This window comes from Butyricimonas sp. Marseille-P3923 (assembly GCF_900184685.1).
Taxonomy (GTDB): Bacteria; Bacteroidota; Bacteroidia; order Bacteroidales; family Marinifilaceae; genus Butyricimonas; species Butyricimonas muris.
Genome location: NZ_FXXL01000005.1, coordinates 1 through 22,720, shown reverse-complemented (window position 1 = coordinate 22,720; position 22,720 = coordinate 1). Strand labels below are relative to the sequence as shown.

General features: G+C 43.3%; 23 protein-coding genes. 21 read left to right on the top strand and 2 right to left on the bottom strand.

Annotated elements, in window-relative coordinates:
• Positions 1 to 44 precede the first annotated feature (44 nt).
• The 16 genes from sufC (at position 45) to CS948_RS03670 (ending at position 18,142) form a co-directional block, all read left to right on the top strand.
• A complete protein-coding gene (gene sufC, locus CS948_RS03745; protein ID WP_099290795.1) occupies positions 45 to 812 on the top strand; it encodes a Fe-S cluster assembly ATPase SufC in 768 nt (255 codons plus the stop codon).
• Positions 813 to 818: 6 nt separating this feature from the next.
• A complete protein-coding gene (gene sufD, locus CS948_RS03740) occupies positions 819 to 2,180 on the top strand; it encodes a Fe-S cluster assembly protein SufD (RefSeq protein ID WP_099290431.1) in 1,362 nt (453 codons plus the stop codon).
• Between the two features lie 3 nt (positions 2,181 to 2,183).
• Positions 2,184 to 3,404, top strand: a complete 1,221-nt coding sequence (locus tag CS948_RS03735; RefSeq protein ID WP_099290430.1) for a cysteine desulfurase — start codon at positions 2,184 to 2,186, stop codon at positions 3,402 to 3,404.
• Positions 3,405 to 3,409: 5 nt separating this feature from the next.
• Positions 3,410 to 3,826: a SufE family protein gene (locus CS948_RS03730; RefSeq protein WP_099290429.1), complete on the top strand. Its 417-nt coding sequence runs from the start codon at positions 3,410 to 3,412 to the stop codon at positions 3,824 to 3,826.
• Between the two features lie 6 nt (positions 3,827 to 3,832).
• Positions 3,833 to 4,147 (top strand): metal-sulfur cluster assembly factor, encoded by a 315-nt coding sequence (locus CS948_RS03725; protein ID WP_099290428.1) that lies wholly within the window; start codon positions 3,833 to 3,835, stop codon positions 4,145 to 4,147.
• A gap of 85 nt (positions 4,148 to 4,232) precedes the next feature.
• Positions 4,233 to 5,150: a tRNA epoxyqueuosine(34) reductase QueG gene (queG, locus tag CS948_RS03720; RefSeq protein ID WP_099290427.1), complete on the top strand. Its 918-nt coding sequence runs from the start codon at positions 4,233 to 4,235 to the stop codon at positions 5,148 to 5,150.
• Positions 5,151 to 5,209: 59 nt separating this feature from the next.
• Entirely contained in the window at positions 5,210 to 5,773 is a 564-nt protein-coding gene (locus tag CS948_RS03715; protein WP_176554905.1) for an RNA polymerase sigma-70 factor, read from the top strand.
• Positions 5,774 to 5,778: 5 nt separating this feature from the next.
• Positions 5,779 to 6,624: an AraC family transcriptional regulator gene (locus tag CS948_RS03710; protein ID WP_099290425.1), complete on the top strand. Its 846-nt coding sequence runs from the start codon at positions 5,779 to 5,781 to the stop codon at positions 6,622 to 6,624.
• Between the two features lie 120 nt (positions 6,625 to 6,744).
• Positions 6,745 to 7,821, top strand: coding sequence for an alpha/beta hydrolase (locus CS948_RS03705; protein ID WP_099290424.1), 1,077 nt, complete (start codon positions 6,745 to 6,747; stop codon positions 7,819 to 7,821).
• A gap of 192 nt (positions 7,822 to 8,013) precedes the next feature.
• The gene (locus CS948_RS03700) at positions 8,014 to 9,162 is read left to right on the top strand and encodes a FecR family protein (RefSeq protein WP_099290423.1); all 1,149 of its coding nucleotides are present in this window, start codon (positions 8,014 to 8,016) and stop codon (positions 9,160 to 9,162) included.
• A gap of 142 nt (positions 9,163 to 9,304) precedes the next feature.
• On the top strand, positions 9,305 to 12,832 hold the full coding sequence (locus CS948_RS03695; protein ID WP_099290422.1) for a SusC/RagA family TonB-linked outer membrane protein: 3,528 nt from the start codon (positions 9,305 to 9,307) through the stop codon (positions 12,830 to 12,832).
• Positions 12,833 to 12,854: 22 nt separating this feature from the next.
• On the top strand, positions 12,855 to 14,339 hold the full coding sequence (locus tag CS948_RS03690; RefSeq protein WP_099290421.1) for a RagB/SusD family nutrient uptake outer membrane protein: 1,485 nt from the start codon (positions 12,855 to 12,857) through the stop codon (positions 14,337 to 14,339).
• Between the two features lie 12 nt (positions 14,340 to 14,351).
• Positions 14,352 to 15,278: a hypothetical protein gene (locus CS948_RS03685; RefSeq protein ID WP_099290420.1), complete on the top strand. Its 927-nt coding sequence runs from the start codon at positions 14,352 to 14,354 to the stop codon at positions 15,276 to 15,278.
• A gap of 44 nt (positions 15,279 to 15,322) precedes the next feature.
• Complete coding sequence (locus CS948_RS03680) at positions 15,323 to 17,326, top strand: TlpA disulfide reductase family protein (RefSeq protein WP_176554904.1); 2,004 nt, start codon at positions 15,323 to 15,325, stop codon at positions 17,324 to 17,326.
• A 95-nt stretch (positions 17,327 to 17,421) separates the two neighbouring features.
• Entirely contained in the window at positions 17,422 to 17,565 is a 144-nt protein-coding gene (locus CS948_RS21585) for a hypothetical protein (protein ID WP_176554903.1), read from the top strand.
• A 133-nt stretch (positions 17,566 to 17,698) separates the two neighbouring features.
• Positions 17,699 to 18,142 carry a LytTR family DNA-binding domain-containing protein gene (locus CS948_RS03670; protein ID WP_099290417.1) on the top strand — a complete coding sequence of 148 codons (444 nt, stop codon included), beginning with the start codon at positions 17,699 to 17,701 and terminating at the stop codon, positions 18,140 to 18,142.
• A gap of 51 nt (positions 18,143 to 18,193) precedes the next feature.
• On the opposite strand, the gene CS948_RS03665 is transcribed toward CS948_RS03670, so the two are convergent.
• Both CS948_RS03665 and CS948_RS03660 read right to left on the bottom strand, forming a co-directional pair.
• A complete protein-coding gene (locus tag CS948_RS03665) occupies positions 18,194 to 18,553 on the bottom strand; it encodes a hypothetical protein (protein ID WP_099290416.1) in 360 nt (119 codons plus the stop codon).
• 22 nt (positions 18,554 to 18,575) lie between these two features.
• Complete coding sequence (locus tag CS948_RS03660) at positions 18,576 to 19,466, bottom strand: hypothetical protein (protein ID WP_099290415.1); 891 nt, start codon at positions 19,464 to 19,466, stop codon at positions 18,576 to 18,578.
• A 230-nt stretch (positions 19,467 to 19,696) separates the two neighbouring features.
• On the opposite strand from CS948_RS03660, the gene CS948_RS03655 reads away from it, so the two are divergent.
• The 5 genes from CS948_RS03655 (at position 19,697) to CS948_RS03635 (ending at position 22,278) form a co-directional block, all read left to right on the top strand.
• Positions 19,697 to 19,963, top strand: a complete 267-nt coding sequence (locus tag CS948_RS03655) for a hypothetical protein (protein ID WP_141560876.1) — start codon at positions 19,697 to 19,699, stop codon at positions 19,961 to 19,963.
• The gene (locus tag CS948_RS03650) at positions 19,963 to 20,589 is read left to right on the top strand and encodes a DUF6266 family protein (RefSeq protein WP_099290413.1); all 627 of its coding nucleotides are present in this window, start codon (positions 19,963 to 19,965) and stop codon (positions 20,587 to 20,589) included. The genes CS948_RS03655 and CS948_RS03650 overlap by 1 nt, the downstream gene beginning before the upstream one ends.
• Positions 20,586 to 20,957, top strand: coding sequence for a 3TM-type holin (locus CS948_RS03645; protein WP_099290412.1), 372 nt, complete (start codon positions 20,586 to 20,588; stop codon positions 20,955 to 20,957). Before CS948_RS03650 ends, CS948_RS03645 begins: the two co-directional genes overlap by 4 nt.
• Positions 20,958 to 20,974: 17 nt before the next feature.
• A complete protein-coding gene (locus CS948_RS03640; RefSeq protein WP_099290411.1) occupies positions 20,975 to 21,571 on the top strand; it encodes an N-acetylmuramoyl-L-alanine amidase in 597 nt (198 codons plus the stop codon).
• A gap of 80 nt (positions 21,572 to 21,651) precedes the next feature.
• Complete coding sequence (locus CS948_RS03635) at positions 21,652 to 22,278, top strand: DUF6266 family protein (RefSeq protein ID WP_099290794.1); 627 nt, start codon at positions 21,652 to 21,654, stop codon at positions 22,276 to 22,278.
• Positions 22,279 to 22,720 lie beyond the last annotated feature (442 nt).

The following is a 22,720-nucleotide window of genomic DNA, read 5'->3' as shown; positions in this document are numbered from 1 at the left end:
TGCGGTTGGAATCTGAAATCTAAAATCTAAAATCTAAAATGAATATGAAGGGTTTACTAAAGATAAAGAATTTGCACGCCTCGATAGACGGGAAGGAGATTTTGAAGGGGATTGACTTGGAGGTGAACGCGGGCGAGATACACGCGATTATGGGACCGAACGGGGCAGGGAAAAGTACACTTTCCGCCGTGTTGACGGGACGGGAGTGTTTCGAGGTGACGGAAGGGGAGGTTTGGTTTAACGGTAAGAACTTGTTGGAGTTGCCGGCGGAAGACAGGGCGCGGGAAGGGATATTCCTGAGTTTCCAGTATCCGGTGGAGATTCCCGGTGTAAGCACGGTCAATTTCTTGAAGACTGCCGTGAATGAACAGCGTAAATACAAGGGGCTGCCGCCTTATCCTGCCGGTGAGTTTCTGAAGATGATCCGGGAGAAGATGGAACTTGTGAGCATCGACAGCCGTTTGTTGAACCGCTCGTTGAACGAGGGCTTTTCCGGCGGGGAGAAGAAGAAGAACGAGATTTTCCAGATGGCGGTGCTGGAGCCGAAATTGTCTATTCTTGACGAGACGGATTCCGGTTTGGATATCGACGCCTTGCGCATCGTGGCAAACGGGGTGAACAAGTTGCGTCGTCCGGATAATTCCACGATCGTGATCACGCACTACCAGAGGTTGTTGGATTATATCGTGCCCGATGTGGTGCACGTGCTGTATGACGGTCGAATCGTGAAAACCGCCGGCAAGGAGTTGGTTGCGGAGTTGGAGAAACACGGTTATGATTGGATAAAAGAGGAAGTACATTCCGGTAAGTAATAGACAATGGAGAGATTAGAGAAAATAAATAACGATTTTGCCACCCTTTTCCGGGAGGGACAACAGTTACTCCGGGAGGGATGCGGCGAGGTGATGAACCGTCACCGGGAGGAAGCGTTCGGGCGTTTCGTGGCGCTGGGCGGTGTCCCGTACAAGACGGAAGATTACCTGTACGCGGATACGTTGCCTGTTTTCGACCGGGATTACAAGGTGGTATTGAAACATATCAAGCAGGGTGTTGATTTGAACGAGTTGTTCAAGTGCCATGTGCCGAATCTGGAAACCAATCTGATGCTGACCATCAACGGGTGGTTCGTGCAGGAAAACCGTGTTCCCGGGATTCCGGAAGGGGTAATTATTTGCAGTCTTGCCGAGGCGAGCGTGAAGTACAAGGAGATTTTCGAGCAACACTATGACCAATACACGCGTCCGGCTGACTCGGACGGGTTGGTGGCGCTGAACACGGCTTTCGCGCAGGACGGCGTGTTCGTGTACGTGCCCGATAACGTGGTGATGGAGCGTCCGTTGCAAATAGTGAATCTGATGCGGGCTAACGCGGATTTGATGTCTTTCCAGAGAAATATGGTGGTGCTGGGACGTAACGCGAAAGCGACGATTCTGGTATGTGACCATACCTTGTCGGATGATGTTTTCCTGTCGAATAATGCCACGGAGGTGGTCGTCGGGGAGAATGCCGCGTTTGAATACTATCACGTGCAGAATCAACATATAGAGGCGTCGCAGATTAACAGCGTGTTTGTTTGCCAGAAGCGGAACTCGCGTTATGATGCCAACGTGATCTCGCTTTACGGCGGGTTCATTCGTAACAATTTGTACGCCGCCTTGAGCGAGGAGGGGTGCGAGTGTAACCTGTACGGGATGTACTTGTCTGACAAGAAACAACAGGTGGATAATTTCACCTTTATCGACCATATTGCCCCGCGTTGCACGAGTAACCAGCATTTCAAGGGCGTGTTGGACGACGCGGCTCTGGCGAATTTTGCCGGACGGATTACCGTGCGACCGGATGCCCAGAAGACAGAGGCTTTTCAGGCGAATAATAACTTGTTGCTGACTGACACGGCACAGGTGAACACGAAGCCGCAACTGGTGATTGATGCCGATGACGTGAAATGCAGTCACGGGGCTACCGTGGGACAGATCGACGAAGAGGCTATGTTTTACTTGCGTAGCCGGGGTATCGGTGAGGCGGAAGCCCGCTTGATGATGATGTTCGGCTTCGCGCACGAGATTGTCGGGCGGGTGAAACTGGAACCTTTGCGGGAGGAGATTGACAATCTGGTGGATAAACGTTTAAGAGGAGAATTAACGAAGTGCCACAATTGCGTGATGCACTGTAAGCAATAAATTATGTTCGATGTAAGTCAAGTCAGGAAGGATTTTCCGATACTGGAGGAAAAAATCTATGATAAACCGCTGGTGTATCTGGATAACGGGGCAACCACGCAACGTCCGCTGACCGTGATCGATAAGATGACGGAATATTACCTGCGTTATAACTCTAACGTGCATCGCGGGGTACATTACCTGAGTAATAAATGTACGGATGCGAACGAGGAAGCACGGGAAATCGTGCGGAAGTTTATCAACGCCGCGTTCACCGAGGAGATTATCTTTACCCGGGGAACCACGGAGAGTATCAATCTCGTGGCGCACTCTTTCGGTGAGGCATTTATCAACGAGGGGGACGAGATTATCGTGACGGAGATGGAGCATCACGCGAATATCGTTCCGTGGCAGATGTTGTGCGATCGCAAGAAAGCGGTGTTGAAGGTGGTGCCTTTCAATGACAAGGGTGAGTTGGACATGGAGGTGTTCGGGAAGTTGTTGAACGAGCGGGTGAAACTGGTTGGCGTGGCTTACGTGTCGAATGTACTGGGAACGGTGAATCCCGTGAAGCAAATTATAGATGCCGCCCACGCCCGCGGGGCATACGTTCTGGTGGACGGGGCGCAGGCTATTCAACATATTCCGGTGGACGTGCAAGGATTGGATTGTGATTTCTTCGCGTTCTCCGGTCATAAGATTTACGGTCCCACGGGGATTGGCGTGTTGTACGGGAAGAAAAGCCTGTTGGAACAGATGCCGCCGTGGCAGGGGGGGGGCGAGATGATTAAGGAAGTGCGTTTCGAGAAAACGACTTACAACGAGTTGCCCTTCAAGTTCGAGGCGGGGACACCCGATTTTATCGGGGTGATTGGCTTGGGCGAGGCGTTGGAATACGTGAACCGGATTGGCTTGGACGGGATAGCCCGTTACGAGCACGAGTTGTTGGGGTACGCGATGGAGCAGATTCGCCGGATTCCCGGTATCATCCTTTACGGGGAAGCGGCGGAAAAGTCTTCCGTGATTTCTTTCGGGATAGAGGGGATTCACCCGTTTGACCTCGGGACGCTGTTGGATAAAATGGGTATTGCCGTGCGGACGGGACAGCTTTGTGCCGAGCCGGTGATGCAACATTACGGGGTAACCGCAATGGCTCGCGCATCGATAGCCATGTACAATACCCGGGAGGAAATAGATGTGTTCTGTGCCGGGTTGAAGAAAATAGAACAGATTTTCAAAATGTAAAGACAATGACGATAGAAGAGATTCAGAATCAAATCGTGGAAGAGTTTTCCATGTATGATGATTGGATGGATAAATACGCTTACCTGATCGAGATCGGGAATGGTTTGGAGGCTATGGACGAGGCGCACAAGACGGACGACAACTTGATAAAAGGGTGTCAGTCGCGGGTGTGGTTCCATGCCGGACTGAAAGACGGTAAATTATACTTTGAGGCTGACAGTGACGCGATTATCACGAAAGGTATTGCCGGGTTGTTGATTCGGGTGTTTTCCGGGCAGACGCCTCACGACATCGTGAACGCTAATCTGGATTTTATTGACAAGATTGGATTAACCCAGCATTTGTCGCCCACGCGGTCGAACGGGTTGTTGTCTATGATAAAGCAAATCAAGTATTACGCCTTGGCTTACGAGGCAAAATGATGTGATATGGGAAAAAGTTTAATGGAAGATTTGGTGATAGAGAAGTTGTCGACGGTGTATGACCCGGAGGTGCCGGTGAATATATGGGAGTTGGGGCTTGTCTACGGTATCGAGTTCCCGAAGCAGAACGAAGTAATTGTCACAATGACGCTTACAGCTCCGGGATGTCCCATTGCCGATCAGATCGTGCAGGAAGTACACGACGTGGTATTGACGCTTGACGGGATTGACGAGGTTACCGTTAATCTGACTTTTGAACCGGCTTGGACTCCCGATCGGATGAGCGAGGTGGCGAAGTTGGAATTGGGATTCGGGATTTGAGTTCATAAGGTTTGTAAGGTTTATAAAGTTCATAAAGTTAGTAGACCTTATAGGACCTTTTGAACCTTATAACTTTATAAACCTTATGAACCTTATAAACTGTTTAGAGGAAGCCCGGCTCTTAGGGTTTGATGCTTGCGGGGTGGCTCCGGTCGATACGCTGACTCGGGAGAAAGAGGTTTTGCTTCGTTGGATAGAGAAAGGGTTTCATGCGGGAATGGGATACATAGCGAAGAATATAGAGAAGCGGGAGAATCCCGCTTTACTTGTTGAAGGAGCCCGTTCCGTGATTGTAACATTGACTAATTATTATACCCCCCGGCGTCAGGAGAAGGATGTACCTGTCATCGCCCGTTACGCTTACGGGAAAGATTATCATATCGTGCTGAAAGAACGGTTATTCCGGTTGCTTTCTGTTTTAAAGGAGAAGACCGGACGTGATATTCGGGGGAGGGTGTTTGTCGATTCCGCCCCGGTGTTCGAGCACGAGTGGGCACGGCGGGCGGGGTTAGGTTGGATAGGACGCAATACTTTGTTGGTGAATCCCCGGTTGGGATCGTTTTGCTTTATAGGGGTGATTATATCCGATTTCGAACCTTCCGGCTATTCTCTTCCGGAAGAGCGGGATTTTTGCGGGACGTGCAACCGTTGCGTGGAGGCTTGTCCCACGGGAGCTTTGTCTTCGCGCGAAGTGAATGCCAACCTTTGTATTTCTTATAACACGATTGAGCGTAAAGATGAAATTCCGCTGGAAATCAAAGAAAAGATGGGACAGCGCTTTTTCGGGTGTGATGCTTGTCAGGAAGTATGCCCGTGGAACGGGAAGGCGGTGATGCACCGCGTGAAAGAATTTTTGCCTGACGAGTGGCTGATGCACATGAGCCGTGAAGATTGGCTTGAATTGGATGCGGAAACTTTCAAAAGCCATTTCAAAGATTCCCCGCTCTCCCGTCCCGGTCTGGAACAGATAAAGCGGAATCTATCGCAACTGCTGTTGCTGTAACTATGGTTGCATTATTTCCTTTTTTTACTACATTTGCACAATATTGGATTACGTGTGTTATGGATATGGATAAATTGAATAAAAATAGTGAAGGGGTAAATAATCGGATGTCATCGGAAAAAGAATTCGAAGAGGCTTTCCGTTATTATTATCGTCCTTTGTTTTTATTCGCGTACGGTTACGTGATGAGTGAAGAAGAGGCGGAGAATATCGTTCAATCCGTCTTTGCCGGGATGTGGGAGAACCGGAAGCGATTGCCGGAGAACTTGAATTTGAAAGCCTATCTTTATTCTTCCGTGAAACATGCCTGTTTACGTTATTTCAGACGGCTCCGCCTTTTGGACGAGTACAAAAAGCGACAAGCGGAGGCTTTGGTACTTTCTTTCGCTGATGATGATGTGGAAGACGACAAAGAATTAGTTGCTTTGGTACAACAGGCTTTGTCAAAACTTTCCGAGCAACAGCGTAAGATTGTGGAGTTGCACGTGATGGAAGGTAAAAAATACTTGGAAATCGCCGAGCAATTAGCGTTGTCCGAGAACACCGTGCGCACTCATTTGAAACGGGCGTATAAAATTCTGAGGGAAAATCTTTCCTGTCTTTTTCTGGATATTTTTATTTAAGAACTATGGAACAAGAAAATGCTAACCAAGTAGGACCAATGAAGGTTATATTCGCTTATAACGACGTGTTTTTCAGTTTCTTTTATGATGACGAGAGCGGTTGTATCCATCGTTCGCACGAGTACGCGATGAATTATGTCTATTCGGGCGAGATGATTCTTGATAATGGTAAAGAACAGATTCGTGTCGGAAAAGGCGAATGCGTGTTCATTCCCCGTGACCACCATATTACAATGTATAAAAAGACGTGTGACGGCGAACGTTATTGCGGTATCTTTTTGAATTTTAAAAGGAATTTCCTGCGGGAGATGTACGGTAAGTTAGACCATTACAAACTTCCTGCCTCTACGTCCAAGTTGGATGCCGGCGTAATCAAGCTGCCTAAAACCGCGGAAATCGCGAGTCTTTTCGCCTCGATGACGCCCTATTTCGACCCGGAGGTAAAGCCGCAAGATGATTTTATGAACCTGAAGTTGCAGGAAGGGTTGCTCGCTCTATTACATATTGACGAACGGTTCGCACCGATGCTTTTCGATTTCAACGAGCCGTGGAAGATTGATATTCTGGACTTCATGGGCAAGAATTATATGTACGAGTTCACGTTGGACGAATTGGCGCACTACACGGGAAGAAGCCTTGCCACGTTCAAGCGTGATTTCAAGAAGATAAGTGACCTCACGCCGGAAAAATGGTTGATTCGCAAACGGCTTGAGATAGCTTACGCCAAGATGAAAGAGGGTGGGAGAAAGGTTGCGGATGTTTACGCTGAGGTCGGGTTCAAGAACCCGTCGCATTTTTCTACGGCGTTCAAGAAGCAGTACGGGGTACCGCCGACTGCCGTTTTCTCTTGATTTCACGGGAAGATAAATTGAGCTTTTGAGAAATAATCTTTGAGCCTCACAGCAATTATGCCGTGGGGCTTTTGCTTTACCTTTGCGTTATAAGATAAAACAATTAAAACCATAAATGATATGAAAAAATCAATTAGACAACTATCCACGGCTTTAATCGTGTGCTTTTGCACCGTTGGAAGTTTATTTGCAACAAACGATAATTTAAATTCTAATACCATGGAGAACGAAAACTTGAATTTAACTCAAGAGTGGGACAAAGTGTTTCCTAAAAGTGACAAGGTGAATCACAGTAAAGTGACTTTCCGCAATCGTTACGGCATCACGCTTGCCGCCGATATGTATATACCCAAAAATGCCGTTGGGAAATTACCCGCTATTGCAGTAAGCGGTCCCTTCGGTGCCGTGAAGGAACAGTCATCAGGACTTTATGCCCAGACGATGGCAGAACGCGGTTTTCTGACTATTGCCTTTGACCCCTCGTACACGGGCGAGAGCGGTGGGGAACCTCGTTATGTTGCCTCTCCCGATATCAACACGGAGGATTTCTGTGCGGCGGTAGATTTTCTCTCTACGCGTGATGACGTGGATCCCGAACGTATCGGAATTATCGGTATCTGCGGATGGGGCGGAATGGCAATTAATGCGGCTGCCATCGACACCCGGATCAAAGCGACCGTTACTTCTACAATGTACGATATGAGCCGGGTGAATGCCAATGGTTATTTTGACTCGATGGATGCCGAGCAACGTTACGAACTCCGCAAACAGCTCAATGCCCAGCGTACAATTGATGCGAAGAACGGTTCATACGCTCTCGGCGGTGGCGTGGTGGATCCGCTGCCTGACGATGCCCCTTGGTTCGTGAAAGATTACCACAATTACTACAAGACGGAACGCGGCTATCACAAGCGTTCTCTTAACTCGAATGGCGGCTGGAACAAGACATCGGCTCTTTCGTTTATCAATATGCCTCTACTTGCATATAGCGATGAAATCCGTAGTGCTGTTCTGGTAATCCACGGGGAGAAAGCACACTCCCGTTATTTCAGCGAGGATGCATTCAAGAAACTGAAGGGCGATAACAAGGAACTGATGATTATCCCCGGGGCCTCTCACGTGGATCTTTACGACAATCGTGCAGGAGTGATACCCTACGATAAAATCGAACAGTTTTTCAGGGAAAATCTCAAATAAGGAATTGTCAGTTGGAGAACTGAAAAATGCAGTGGCGCCTTTCACGAGGCGCCACTGTTTATTCTGTTATAGCGCAAGAAATAGAAGAATACATCAAATCCCGTTTGTTGAATAAAAAAATCGAAAAAAAATCATTTTCGTGTCACCCAAAATTGAAGTTCATGTCTTTTAGGGGAAATTTGAGGAAAAGATATGAATCAGGAACAGATAGATTGGACTTTAATCCGGAAGCGAGTGGACGGTTGCCTGACCGATGAGGAGCGGGAGCGCTTGGAGCGTTGGATAGCGGGGGATGAACAACGGCGGCGTTTTGTGGAACATGCTTGTCGGTATTATGAACGGGATTTACCCGTGGTCGATGAAGCTCGGGTAGCGAAAGCGTGGCAACGTTTCTCTCGTGGACGCAAGGAGAAACGGAGAAAACGGATACTCTCTTTGTGTACGTGGAGTGCTGCGGCCGTGATTCTTTTGGTTGCCGGGACTTGGTTCTGGGCATCGAATACCCGAGAAATTTCGAGCAGAAAACCTATTTCGGCAATTGCTTTCGGGAATAACAGTGTCCGATTGGTTATTTCGGACGGAACGCGAATTGATTTAACTACCCAAGAGCCGGGGCAGACTATTATAGATAAAGGTGTGAACGTGCATCTGAAAAAAGAGTCGCTTTCTTACGAGAATAACCCCGTCGTGGAAGATACGCTTTATCACACGGTGGAAGTTCCCCGGGGCGGAGAATACCACCTCACGTTGAGCGATGGTTCACGGGTCTGGTTGAATGCCGAGAGTCGTTTGACCTATCCCATGGTGTTCGGGGCGTCTGAACGTCGGGTGCGTTTAGAGGGAGAAGCCTATTTTGAGGTGGAACCCGGGAAAGGACGTTTTGTGGTGGAAACAGATGACATGAACGTGCGGGTGCTTGGCACGGCGTTTAACGTGAATGCCTACAGTGACGAGGCTGCCACACGAACTACTTTGGTTCACGGAAAGGTGGAGGTATTAACAGTGAAGGATGATTTGCAGCGTATATTGATTCCCGGGGAGCAGGCTATACTTGACCGGGCAAGTGGGCAATTGGATGTGGAGCAAGTGAGCACAGACCTTTATACCCGATGGATAAAGGGACAATTCGTCTTCCGGGATACTCCTTTACGGGATATCATGCGAACGTTGGCACGTTGGTACGAGATGGAGTATGAATTTACCGATTCGGAATTGGAAGCACTATGTTTCTATGGTGTGATCAATCGCTTTGAGCGAGTGGAGAGTTTGTTGGAACAGTTTGAGAAAACAGGTAAAGTGCGTTTTGAATATCAAGGGAATAAAGTTATTGTAAAAAAATAAGGGATGCTGGAAACATCCCTCGGGTTTAATCAAACGGACTGCTGGAAACAGTCCATAATATTAACGTCATTACAAATGTATGAAAAAAAAGTTTAATGCGTGCTATTGCCGAAGGCAATGGCTAAAAAAAATGTTACGAGTGATGAAAATTGGATTTTTCCTCTTGGTGTTAAGTTTGACATCAGTGCATGCGACCACATTTTCTCAACAGAAAGTGAGTTTGGATGTGAAGAATGAAACACTTCTACATGTTTTGGATTTGTTACAAGAACAATCGAGTTATACTTTTCTGTTTTCTAGTGAAGACATAAAGGAGATAACTAATCTTTCTGTAAAGGCGGAAAACGAGGATTTGTTTGCCGTGTTGGAGCATTGTTTGCAAGGAACGAATTTGGAGTTTGAAGTGAATGGTCAGTTGGTAGTCTTTCGACTTCGAGCGAAAACTGATGAGCCGGAGAGGAAGTCTGTTCGTGTGAAAGGTTTTGTGTACGATACAAAAAAGCAGCCTTTGTCGGGCGTGACAGTGAAGTTGGTAGGAACTTCTGTGGGGACAGCAACGGATGTTAACGGCCGATTCTCGTTAGAATTACTAGTAACAAAAGGGCAACTGGAATTTTCTTTTGTAGGGTTTCAAAATCAAATTATAAGTTTTTCAGAAGAAACGGCAAAGGATACTTTGCGGGTGATCATGCGGGAGGATGTAAAAACTATTGAAGAGGTTGTGGTGACGGGATACGCAACGATTGATCGCAGTCGTTACGTGGGGGCAGTAACGCAATTGCGGGCGGAAGAAATACAGGTAGCCGGAGAGTCCACAATTGACCAGATGTTGCAAGGATGGGTGCCGGGAATGTCAGTTATTAACAAGACTGGTAAAGTGGGAGGAACCCCGAAAATTCGTATCCGGGGGACTTCGACTTTATTGGGTAATCAAGAACCGCTTTGGGTAGTGGATGGCGTGATACAAGCGAATCCTCTTCCGCTTCCCGATGATGCAAGCCCTCTTTCATCAGAAATGGAGAGTTTGCAAGAAACCGTGGGTAATGCAATATCTTGGTTGAACCCTCATGATATTGAAACAATTACCGTGTTGAAAGATGCCTCTGCTACGGCTATTTACGGTACCCAAGCTGCTAATGGGGTAATTGTGATTACGACTAAAAAAGCAAAAGGTGAAGGTTTTAGTATTTCTTACAATGGTAGTATCAGTGTTGGGCAGAAACCATCGTATCGTATGTACGATATGATGAATTCACAGGAATATATGCAATTTTCCCAGGAGCTGTGGGAAGACAGGGAAAGTTATAGATTGGATGTTTTGCCAATTGCTTATGCTGGTCTAATCCAAAAATTGCAAGGAAAAGAAATCTCTCGAGAACAATTTGAACAGGAATTTCGCAAGATGGAAAATATGAATACGGATTGGTTTGATATTTTGTTTAAAAACAATTTTAGTCATAATCATAACGTGAGTATTTCTAGTAACGGGAAAAAATTATCGAGTCGTTTTTCCATGGGGGTGAATCGTACTTTAGGAGAAGCGAAGGGAAATAATATGTCGGGTTTCACTGTAAGTTCTAATACCACTTTTAGACAGGAGGATCGATTTAGTCTAGATTTTCAATTGAATGGTGGTTATCGCACGACGGAAAATTTTGCTTTTGGGGTTAGTCCTTATGATTATGCGATGAATACGACACGTGCTATACCTGTACGAGATGAAAATGGTGGATTGTATTATCATGAAAAATCAGGAAGTACAAGTTGGTCTATACTTGATAAATACGCATACAACTACAATATCATCAATGAAATGGATAATACTGGGACTGAAACAGATGGGATTAATTTGCAGGCTGCGTTAAATATTCGATTGAATTTGTTGAAAGATTTAGAATGGCAAGTTGGAGGTTCTTACTCGTTGGCTTCTAATAAAGTAAAGTCATGGGCGACGGAATATTCTTATTATATTGCCAATATTCGCGGTTATGAGGTTGGAGAAGTATTGCCCAATTCAGTTGAGCAGCATGCCAGTATCTTGCCGTTTGGGGGATTGTTGCGACAAGAACATGGGCAAAATAATAATTATTCTTTTAGGACAAGTCTTGTGTATGATAAAGTATTCGGGGTACAACATAAATTAATAGCGAACATTGGGTTTGAGGTTAATTCAACAAATATGGAGGGAAGTGCGAATATGCGATATGGTTACCTCTATTACCGGGGAGAAAAGTTTGCGACGGTGCCCAAAAGTGTTACAGCTGTAGATGGGTTGAGAGAGAATACTAATGATTTGCACGAGAATATGCGTGCCGGAAGTACCGTGACAACAACAACGTCCAACACCTTAAGTGAATATCTTACACTAGTGTATAGTTACCAGCAACGTTACGTTTTGAATTTTAATGCGCGGCTGGATGCCTCTAATCGATTTGGGCAGGATGAGAATAAGAAATTTAATCCAAGTTGGTCATTAGGAATGAAGTGGCGTATTGGTAATGAACCTTTTATGGCATGGGCTTCCTCGTGGTATGATATGTTTGATGTTTCGTTTTCTTATGGTTGGAGAGGTAATGCAGTTCAAGCTGTATCTCCCTATATGATAGCCTCAGACGGAGGTTTGGATTCCTATTTTCAACAGTACACGTTAAAATTGAAATCTTTACCTTATCCTAACTTGGGTTGGGAGAAAACGGAAGACTGGAATTTGGGTATTGATTTTTCATTTTTTCAAGGACGTGTGAGTGCGGGATTAAGTTTTTATAATAAGATAAGTTGCGTTTTAGCTTCACGCAATGTGGTTATAGAGAATGGGGTGGAGAATGCTTATGTAGATGGCACGAAAATGAAAAACAAAGGATATGAATTATACGTGAGCGTGACACCGGTTAAGACAAAAGATTTTTCATGGTCACTTTCCTTCAACACTAGTAAAGTGAAAAATTCTATTAGAGAAAATGAACGAGTAAATACGCGACTTGATTATATTCAAGGTAATGCTATCGTGGAAAATGAAAAATATCAAACATTTTATGCTTACGCATTCGAAGGGTTAGATGCTGAAAATGGACGTCCCTTGTTTAAGTATATGGATGTAGAGGATACGGAAAATGATTTGGACTATCTAGTTAAAGTGGGATGCCGAGAGCCGGATATCACAGGTGGAATTAGTACTTCTTTGCGCTACAGGAAGTGGTGTTTGCGGGCTAATTTCGCTATGTCATTCGGGGCAAAAACTTTTCTTCCAACTTTTTTTGCCGCCTCCGGTGCTCCGGCTCCAGAGCGAAATGCTCCTCGTTATCTATTCAAGCGTTGGCGTAAACCGGGAGACGAAAATATCACCAATATCCCATCAATTCCAGCGGGAAACCCGAACTCGATGAGTACGACTTTACCCACGGGAGAAAAATTGAATCCATATGATATGTATAATCAATCGGATTTACGAGTGGCGAAAACAGACTTTATTCGGTGTCGAATGATTTCTCTACATTACTATCTTCCTTCTGGTTGGTTGAAGAAAATAGGCATTAGGCAATCTTCTTTTTCTTTAAGTCTTTCTAATCCATTTTTTATTGCTTTTGATGAGAAATGGGATGGACGAGATCCGGAAACGGCGAATTGGCCTGCCCGTCGGACGGCATCTTGTTCTTTGAGTTTTAGTTTTTAATAATACTTGTAATAACGAAATTATGAGAAATAAAATAATTATTTTATTATTAATTGTTGCATGGCTAGGGACTGGAGCTTGCAGTAATTTTCTGAAAGAAGAATCTCAAAGCGAGGTAATTCCGAAAACAACGGCAGACTTCTCGGAACTCTTGTTAGGTACGGGATATCCAGATGTGAATTCACCAAGTTTTTCTTTTACCTCGCTAATGGATGATGATTGTGCACTATTCCTAACATACGTGGGAAGAGAGAGTGACCAATATGCGGGTAGTAATTCGGCAATTTTAAACTTCCCGTATTATTCGTGGCAACCTTATGCTTCGGATTATGATGGCTATGGAAATGAAATAAATGTTTCTCCAAGTTCTACTACATACGGGGCATTTTATGCGAAAATATTAGGTTGTAATGCGGTTCTTGATTATATTGATGATGCTGTCGGTCCAGATAACGAAAAGGAGCGGGTAAAGGCGGAAGCTTTAGCTGTACGTTCATTGCTTTATTTTCAACTGGTGAATATTTACGGGGAACCGTACAATCATAACAAGGAAGCTTTAGGAGTCCCGGTTCGCCTGACCGCAGACTTGACAGAAGAGCATTTGAAACGGGAAACCGTAGCTTATATTTATGAAGAAGTTATAGCGAAAGGCTTAGAAGAGGCTGCTCGATTGATGGATCCCCTTCCGGTTATTCGTAAAAATTATCGCGTAAATCAACCAGCGATTCACATTCTTCTTTCGCGGGTGTATCTTTACATGGAACGTTACGAGGAATGTATTGCGGAAGTGGATAAAGCGATTGAACAAGGAGCTATTTTATTGGATATGGTAAATGCGCTGGATTATATTGCCAGTGGTAACCTGTATTATCCCATCACGTATGATAATCCAGAAGTAGAATGGCTTTTTGGTCCATCTGCCGTTTCCAGTGCTTACGCTTATCAGCCTGGTACAGCTCCCGAATTCAGGGAATTATGGGATGAAATAAATGACCAACGTTTCTTAGCTAATAATTTCAAATCCCAAAAGGATTATAATGATGTACCTACTAATAATGTGTTAATGACTAAACCATACGGGGGAAATAATTTCGGACAATCAATCCGTTTTGCGGAAGCTGTTTTGAATAGGATGGAAGCATACGCTTTGCTGGGAGATAATGAATCTGCTTTGGCAGAATTAAACAATTTCAGAAAAAAGCGTATTATCGGATACACGGACGAGAATTATGGCGAGAAAGAGCTTCTTGAACAAATTCGATTGGAACGTAGAAAAGAACTTTGTTTTGAAGGACATCGTTGGTTTGATTTACGCCGTCAAGGAATGCCGGAAATTAAACATTCGTATAAATTTGAAAAAGGAGGTACTCTTTACAATTTCGTGTTGAAAGCAAAAGATCCTCTCTATACGATTCCTTTGCCTAATAGTTTACTTCTGCAAAATTCTGGGCTTTTGCAAAATTCATCAAGAGAAAATGGAGATAGACAAGGAAATACTATAATATAAAAAGTAAAAATCATGAAAAAAACTATATATTTTATTTTAGGATTGATTTCGATGAATATTTTTTCTTGTAATGAAGACAAGGAAGTAGGAATTCCTATTGAAATTATAGAGGATTACAAGTTTCCGCAGGGTAATGCATCGGTAGAAGCCAATGCCCGTATTCAAGAGATATATGAGACATATGATTCATACGTGCTTTATAACTATACACAAAAAGATGCGTTATGGAAACAAGCAGCGGGAACGGGTGCTGTTCAAAAATATGTTATTAGCATGGGAGACGTACAATACGTTGACGCCATGTTGAATTATATTGACGCCATTTGGTTGCAATTTTTTCCTCCTGAATTTTTGAAGAAAGGAGGATTACCTTATCGCGTGTTTTTAGCAGATTCTATTTATTTGGATCGCTCCACCCCTCAGATGACACGTCTTATACTCTACAATTACATGTTAAATGGTAATTCTGTTGCGATATCAGGAATGAATGCGAATTTGACTACCATGAATGCCGAGACTAAAAGGGCGAGAAAACTGGAATTGATAACTGCCATGTGGGATTATTATATCGCAGAAGGTATATTGGATATCCCTGAAGAATTTTACGATGGAACAGATTATAATACAGCTCCAGAATTACCTTTAACAGAAAAGACTCTGGATACATATAGAAAAAGAGGTTTTCTCCCTAGTCGTTATTATGGGGATAATTATGCGGAAGAATGGTACGTGTATCCTTCTTCTTGGAAGTATGCAGTAACAAATGATCTAAAATCCTTTTTGTATCATTTATTCTCCCGGAGTGATGAACAAATGGAAATCTATTTAAATAACTCCGAGTATAAATTAATTCAGAACAAATGGAATGTGTTAATTAATTATTATAAGGAGAAATACAATATAGATATCCGAAAGATAGGTAATACAACTTACGAGTAATAGCGAAATGAAAGAAAAAATTATGTAATTAAAATATGGATGTAATGAAAAGAATTGTTTGTATTTCAATTGTGTATTTACTGGTAATCGCAACTGCGTTCGGGCAACAAAAAGATTCCCGTTTGGAAGTCGAACCGCAAAAACCGGTAGCAGGTTGTGTGATAAACTTGGCGTATAATCCTAAAGGTGGTCCCTTGGAAGGGAAGCATGATATCGTGGGAATCGTTTATACGTATGATTGTTACAAGTGGACAATTGGTGATGTTGTATTAAAACGAGAGGGAGATATTTGGAAAGGTACGTACACGCTTCCTGAAAATTGTGGTTTTGTAGCTTTCAAGTTTCAATCTACTTTAACGATAAAACCGGATACAACAGATAATAATGATGATCAAGGTTTTTTCTATTCTGTTCGGAAGCATGCGGGAAACTTCATGCCGGGTACGCATTTAGCTTGGGGAATAACCCGTATGCCGTCGCTTGGTTTTGGTATACCGAGTTATTTTAATGGAAGTTATAAGGAAATCTCGGATGAGGCAATTTATTTTAGGCTTCAGAAAGAAACTTCTAATTATGGGGCGTACGGGAAACATTATATAGGAGTACTTAGGGCGATTATGAAGCGAATTCAAGGTGAGCATTATCTTGATAATGTGAAACGTTTTATCGAGGCGGTACAAGGGCAGCCTCAAGTATCCGAAGATGAATATATTTTGATAAGTGATGTGTATCGGAAAGATTTGAAAGATAAAATAAAAGCGGATAGTATAGATCGTTTGATTTTAAATCGTTTCCCATTCGGTAAAACAGCTTGTCGTGTGCAAGGGCTAGCGATAAATTCTTTACAAGGGGAAGAACGTGCTAACGCCTTTGATAAATTTAGGAAAGATTTCCCAGTTACGGAATGGTATAAAAATCCTTACCCTCAAGGGTTTGTTTATCGTAACCTTTATTCGTGTATGGGTGCGGATTATTACAAAAATGGAGAGTACGAGAAATTAGCGGAAGTCTTGCCGGAAATGAATATGGTGATGCTTTGTAATTTGTTTCATAAAACGGCAGAGTATTCTATTCGGAAATTGCCTACACCTGCTAAAACTTACGTTGATATCACTAAAAAATTCATAGATCAAATGCTGCTCAAAGTAAATGATAATTCGTATTCATATATGCAGGATAATAAATATACTCCTATGCAAGCGGGAATTTTTGCTCGCTTAAATTTAAGATACAATATTGCCGTGTACGCCCAAATTGCAGGAAAAGCAGGGCGATATAAAGATGTTGTAAATGTAATGGAATTACTCGATGAAAAAGAAAGGTATCGTTCTTATCCTCATGGGAATGAGGCGTATATAGAAAGTCTTGAAAAATTGGGTCAAAAAAAGAGGGCAGCCTCGGCTATGATAGAATGTGCAAAAGCATCCAAGATGACACCACATATATACAAAAAACTAGAGGCTTATTATGGCAGTTTGAGAAAGAAGCCCGCAACTACTTTTGAAGAGTGGCTTACGTCATTAAAATCTGAAGAAGAAGTGGAAAAGATAAAGGAGAAACTTAGGGCAAAAATGGTGAATGAACCTTACGAACCTTTTGTTTTGGAATCTCATAATGGAGGTATTGTGAATTCTAAAGATTTCGGGAATGCTATTGTAGTTATTGATTTTTGGGCATTATGGTGCGGACCTTGTATTGCAGCATTGGATGGAATGCAAATGGCTGTTAATCATTATAAGGAGGATAGTAATGTGAAATTTTATTTCATTATGACACAAGATTTACCCAAGAAAGATAAAATCAATGCTTTATGGAAGAGAAGTAATTTTGAAAATATGGAAGTTCTTTATGATGTTGATCAAACAGGCAAAAAGAATAGTAGAAATGCTGTATATAAATCAATGTTTGCAGGGACTTCGGGGATCCCTCAAAAAGCGATACTCAAGAATGGGCGAATTCGTTATCGTTCGGAAGGCTATGCTGGAAGTCCCAGCGCTTTGATGGATGAGATAATTTATGTGGTTGAGATGTTAAGGAATGAGAAATAATGAGATTGAAAAATACATTGAATCAATAGAATTATATCCAAGAAGGGAGGGGGAATGTTGGAAAACATTGGGAGAGATTGACGAAACGAAGGGATATGTGGTACTTATCTACAATGATGCGGGGCAACGTGCCGATGTGTACTTATCGTTTGGAGTCGGGAGTTACTGGTGATAAACGCAGGATGATTGTTGTCAATAACGAACGAATCGTGGAGATTATTCGGGGACAAGTAAATTAACTCGATGCGTGCTTTTCTATAAATCACCTCGATGTAGTTCGAGATAAAGCGGTACTACTTGTGGTGCCGCTTTTTTAATACAAATAGTAATCTGTTGGGAGGTTTATTTCTCGGGACATAATATTCAAATATTATGACAGAAAAACAAACTAACGTCGAGATAGAAAACAACCTCCCGGCAGATATTGCCGTCGTGGTAAGTGATCGTTGTCGTAACGATCGATTTTTCGTGTGGTACAATGACGCGTACCGGATTGTCTTGTGTTCCAATATCGCTTGGTTGCAAGCGGATCGTGATTATTGTTACCTTCATTTCAAGAATGGTACTAAAATGCTCGTGGTTCACCCGTTGAAGGACGTGTTGGCGATGCTTCCCCCGGAAGATTTCGTTCGGGTTCACCGGAGTTACGCCGTTTGCCTTGACCTCGTGGATCGGTTGGTCGGGAACACGATCTATATCGGCAAACAGGATTTTCCCGTGAGTCCTGCCTACAGGGAGGATTTACACTCCCGTTTCCGCTTTTTAGGAAAGGTAAAAGGCTTGCACAAATCTAAACTCGTGAAAAATAATAAATAAACATGTATAACCCGTCCCGAGAGGCAACCTCCCGGGCAGGTTCGTGAAATCTTATAAAGCTAACGTGCTAAAAAATTTTTTAATATCTGATATATTGTCCAAGTAAACAACAGCACCTGTGTTGTCTTTACTTTTCGGACGATTTTGTGTTAGCTTGACAGCCTCGAAAATTGCTTGTAAATCAGAGGGAATATTTTCGAGTTCTACTTTTGTTTCAGCGTTTTCTGATTTTAAAAATGTATTGTAAAATTCATCGATGAAACTACGTGTTGCAAATTTTACATTACGAAAATCAACAATAACTACGGGAACGTGGAGATTTTTAATATATAATTCAAAATCTCGAACCACAACTCTAGATTTAAGGTCTTGGCTAATTATCGCTGAAATATCTATTGTTATCTTATCCATATTGCAAAGTTACAAAATTTATTTATTCAATATAGTTAATGTATTGAAATTTACGATTTATATATGGGATTCGTAAAGCAATAATAGTACCCTTCCAATAAATTTTATCGGGTAGTACAATAAACTGATCTAAATTTCTGTCACGTGCATACATGGCACTACCAGAGATCATGATGTATTGTCCGTTTAATCCATCCGTTAGCATTCTGCGAGAGGTTATGATACCATACCCTCTATTCTCTGCATTAGGAAGGTTTTTCGTGGAGATTCCCCTGTTGGCAGCTTGAATCGCTTCGAGGTCGGAAGCGATTTCTTCTTCATTATTTTTTTGATAGCTACCTAATAAAGTGATACCACTATCTGCGATACAAATATCTAAATATTTTTTGGTCGGGTACGCTTGTGCAAATATATATCCGCGTTCAGAATGAGAATGTTCTGTGATATTGTCAACAATTTCTCCAATCATATATTTTAATCCGGTAATAATATTGGGTGTTAAATTGAGTTGTTTCGTTATAATAAATTCTATTGTTGAAAGAATATTGTTTTTATCATCTTCGTGACTATCTGTTGCGGGAAAATTGATGATAGGGATATATGTTTTTCTTGTGTACTCTTCCATTCGTGCGGTAAATTCGGTTTTTCTTATTTGATCAGGGGAAAATCCATCGCCAAAATGTAGAAGATTCATATAAGGTGTGATATTCATGAAGTGGATTTCTTTGTCAGAACTTTTGACAAAAAGCATTAAAGGAAGTACAAATGTCGGTGATACAAATGTAGTGTGGCTAAAATCTATAATATGTTTGGTGTCTGTACTATTCTGGATTTGATCCATTATTACTAAAACTTCTTGTAAACCATTAGATAGTTTTTCGTCTTGTATGTTTATATTTCTATTTATATGCATAATAGTATTGTTATACAGTACAAATATAGTGTATAAGTTTTGTAAGTGTATGTAATTTCTTCGATAGATTGCGTGAAATTAAATCTTATTAATTAGAAGTTTAAATTCTTGTGTATTCTCAGACGAAGAATACTTCCGGTGGGCGTCTTGTTCTCCCGAGCTCGAATAATAAACTTGCGTTCGGCTATACAGCGTGTTACTTTTGGGATGTAATTAAAAAAAACAAAGTTATGAGATTATTGACAGACATCCCCGGGGAGCAGGCGTGTTTCCCGTTGAGAAGGGGAAGAAAACAGGGAGGGAAGAGGAAGAGAACGGGCTACAACTCCAGAGATACTCCCGAGAACCATTTGACTAACACCGGACATGACTATCGTGATACGATTCTTGTCGTGATTGAGTGTCCTTGGCGAATCTTTATTATATCTCCATTTCCTCTTGTACGCGGGGGAAATAGGACGAGAAACGTGGATTGTTCATTTAAAAACGTGGCGTGATGGCAGAAGTAAGCAGTATTTTTAAGATCAGGGGACGAATCGGTAACACGATTTTTGTCGGGCGTAACGGGAAATGTTACGCTCGGGCAGTGGCGACAAAGGTGACAAACCCGAATACGCCGAAGCAACAAATGGTGCGTGCCAGGTTTCGGGTGGCACTTCGTTTTTACCAGCGATTGAAGGATACCCCGCTGGGGGAGATTTGGAGATTGTCGGGGAAGAGGGCAAAACTCACGGGCTATACTTTGTTCATGAGGGAGAATTTGAATATGTTCGACCACGAGGGCAGGATAGTTGATTTTGACGGGTTACGCTTGGCGGTGGGAAACCGTTGTGACGCTCGCGATATTGAGGCTTCTCTTGATGGTTCCGGGCAAGTGACGCTACGGTGGGGAGATGATGACGAGGACCTTTATCTAGGGGAGAATGATCGCTTGATGGTGGCCTTGCTTTACGGGGATCGGTTGTTCTCGCCGGAGGTGGTGGATGATTTGAAAGCCGTGAGGCGTGATGGAACGGTGACCTTCCGGTTGTCGCGAATCAAAGACGTGGAGGTTCATTTGTATTGCTTTTTCGTGTCCCCCGGGGGTGAGTATGTTTCGGATTCGCAACACTTGAAGGTATGAGTCCGGTGAAAGGTATTGTCGGTGCGGTCAGCGAATTGGTTGACCGGCTGACGCTTCCGGCGAGGGAGAAGAAACAACTGGAGACTGATTTATTGAAAGTTTTTGTCGAGTGGGAGCAACGGGTGATGGAAGCCCGATCGGAGGTGCTGGCGGAAGAGGCCCGGGGTAATTGGTTGCAACGTTCGTGGCGACCGTTGGTGATGTTGACTTTCGCCTTGATTGTGCTCGTGGGGACATTCACAAGTTTGCCGATTCTTGCCGATACCTCCCGGTTCTGGGATTTGCTGGAGGTGGGGATAGGCGGGTACGTGATGGGGAGAAGTGGGGAGAAAATCTTACAAGTCTTCGCGCGGAAACGACGTTTTTAATTTTAGATTTATGAGTTATGAGTTCATTTTCAATTTTTAATTCTCAATTTTCAATCGTGAACCATCGTTTGGTGGATGGTGAGGTGGTGCATTTGGTTTGTTCGAAGAATACCAGACCGCTAAAAAATCCGAATACTATCGTGTTACATTACACGGCTGGCAGGAGTGCCGAAACGTCATCGTTCTACCTTACTCGCCCGGACGTGGGGGCATCCGCTCATGTCGTGATTGGGCGGGACGGGAAGGTGTTTCAACTGGTGTCGTTTAATGTCGAGGCGTGGCATGCCGGTAGGAGTTTTTACCGGGGACGTGCAGAGTTCAATCATTTCTCGATTGGAATCGAGCTTGATAATCTCGGGAAGTTGCGTTGGGACGGGAAACGGTTTGTGGCAGAGTGTGGTGCGGAGGTAGCGGCATCAGATGTTTACGCGGACGATTCGGGTGGGAATATCTCTTATTGGCACAAGTACACGGATAGGCAAATACGAGTGTTGCGTGATGTGTGTCGGGTGTTGGTGTCGGAATACCCTATTAGGCATATTCTGCGTCATTCGGATATTACTCCCCGTAAGATTGATCCGGGACCGGCGCTACCAGAAATTACGTTGTACTAAAAAAAATGCATCCGAGGTACTCGGATCTATACCGGGGATGCAAAGTTCATTTTCAATTATTCATTTTCAATTGTATTATTATGGCAGAATTTAATTCTTATTTGTTAGGTAAAGCGAAAAAATCAGTGGGTAACATCACATTGTGTTACACGAGAAGAAAGAATATTGCGAAAGCGAAAATTTTTTCAAGGAAAGATAACCCGACACCGGAGATGTTAGCTCAACGGGCAAGGATGAAAGTGTTGGTGCAGTTGTCTCGGAATCTTTTACCTGTTATCCGAAAAGGATTCGTGGGAATTGGTAACGGCTCTACCTCGAATGCTTTCGTGGCACGGAATATGAAAGCGGTAGAGGTGAATGAACAGAACGTGGCAACCGTTAATTTCGATCAGTTGTTGGTAGCATCCGGAATATTGAACCCGCCGAAGGTGACGGTAACGTATGACGAGGAAAACAATAAATATCAGTTCTCGCAAGTGGAGCAAGCGGAAGAGGATGGTTACGCGTTTGTCGATGACCAAGTGTATGCCGTGTTGTACGAAACGGAGCGAGGCAGATCGAGATTGGTGGAGTTGAGAACTCGTGGCGAGAGCGGTAGCACAAGTTATGCCCTTCCCGAAGAATGGGATAATACGAAAGTGAAAGTGTATTGTTTTGCCATGTTGAAGAGGGGAAAGGAAGTGTCGGATAGCAAGTTGATAGCGTGAAGTTGATTAGTCTATAAAGTCCGTTGACTTTATGACTTTAGGGACTTTCAGACTTTATGGACGAGAGGGAGTGTCGAAATACTCCCTCTCGTGTGTTACTTCGTTTTTTTATTTAGCTCATGTGTCATGTAGTTTTCTGAAAGGTTCTGTTTTCTAGCGTCTTGTAAAAAAGTTTAAAAAAAGAGGGTAAAAAATTTGGAAAAGGGGATTTTATGCTGTTATCTTTGCACCCGCTAAACCGGAAGGGGACGAGTGAAGGGGAAGCGGTTAGCGAGGTTCTTTAGATGTTGTCGGGATGAAGCGAGGGGGTAAAAATTAGTTGTAACGACACCCCGCGAAAAAAGTTTGAAAAAACTTTGAAAAAGATTTGGAAGGGAAGGGAAAAACGTTTTATCTTTGCATCCGCTTTCGCCTCGAGAAAAGGGCGAGGGTGAAGACGAGA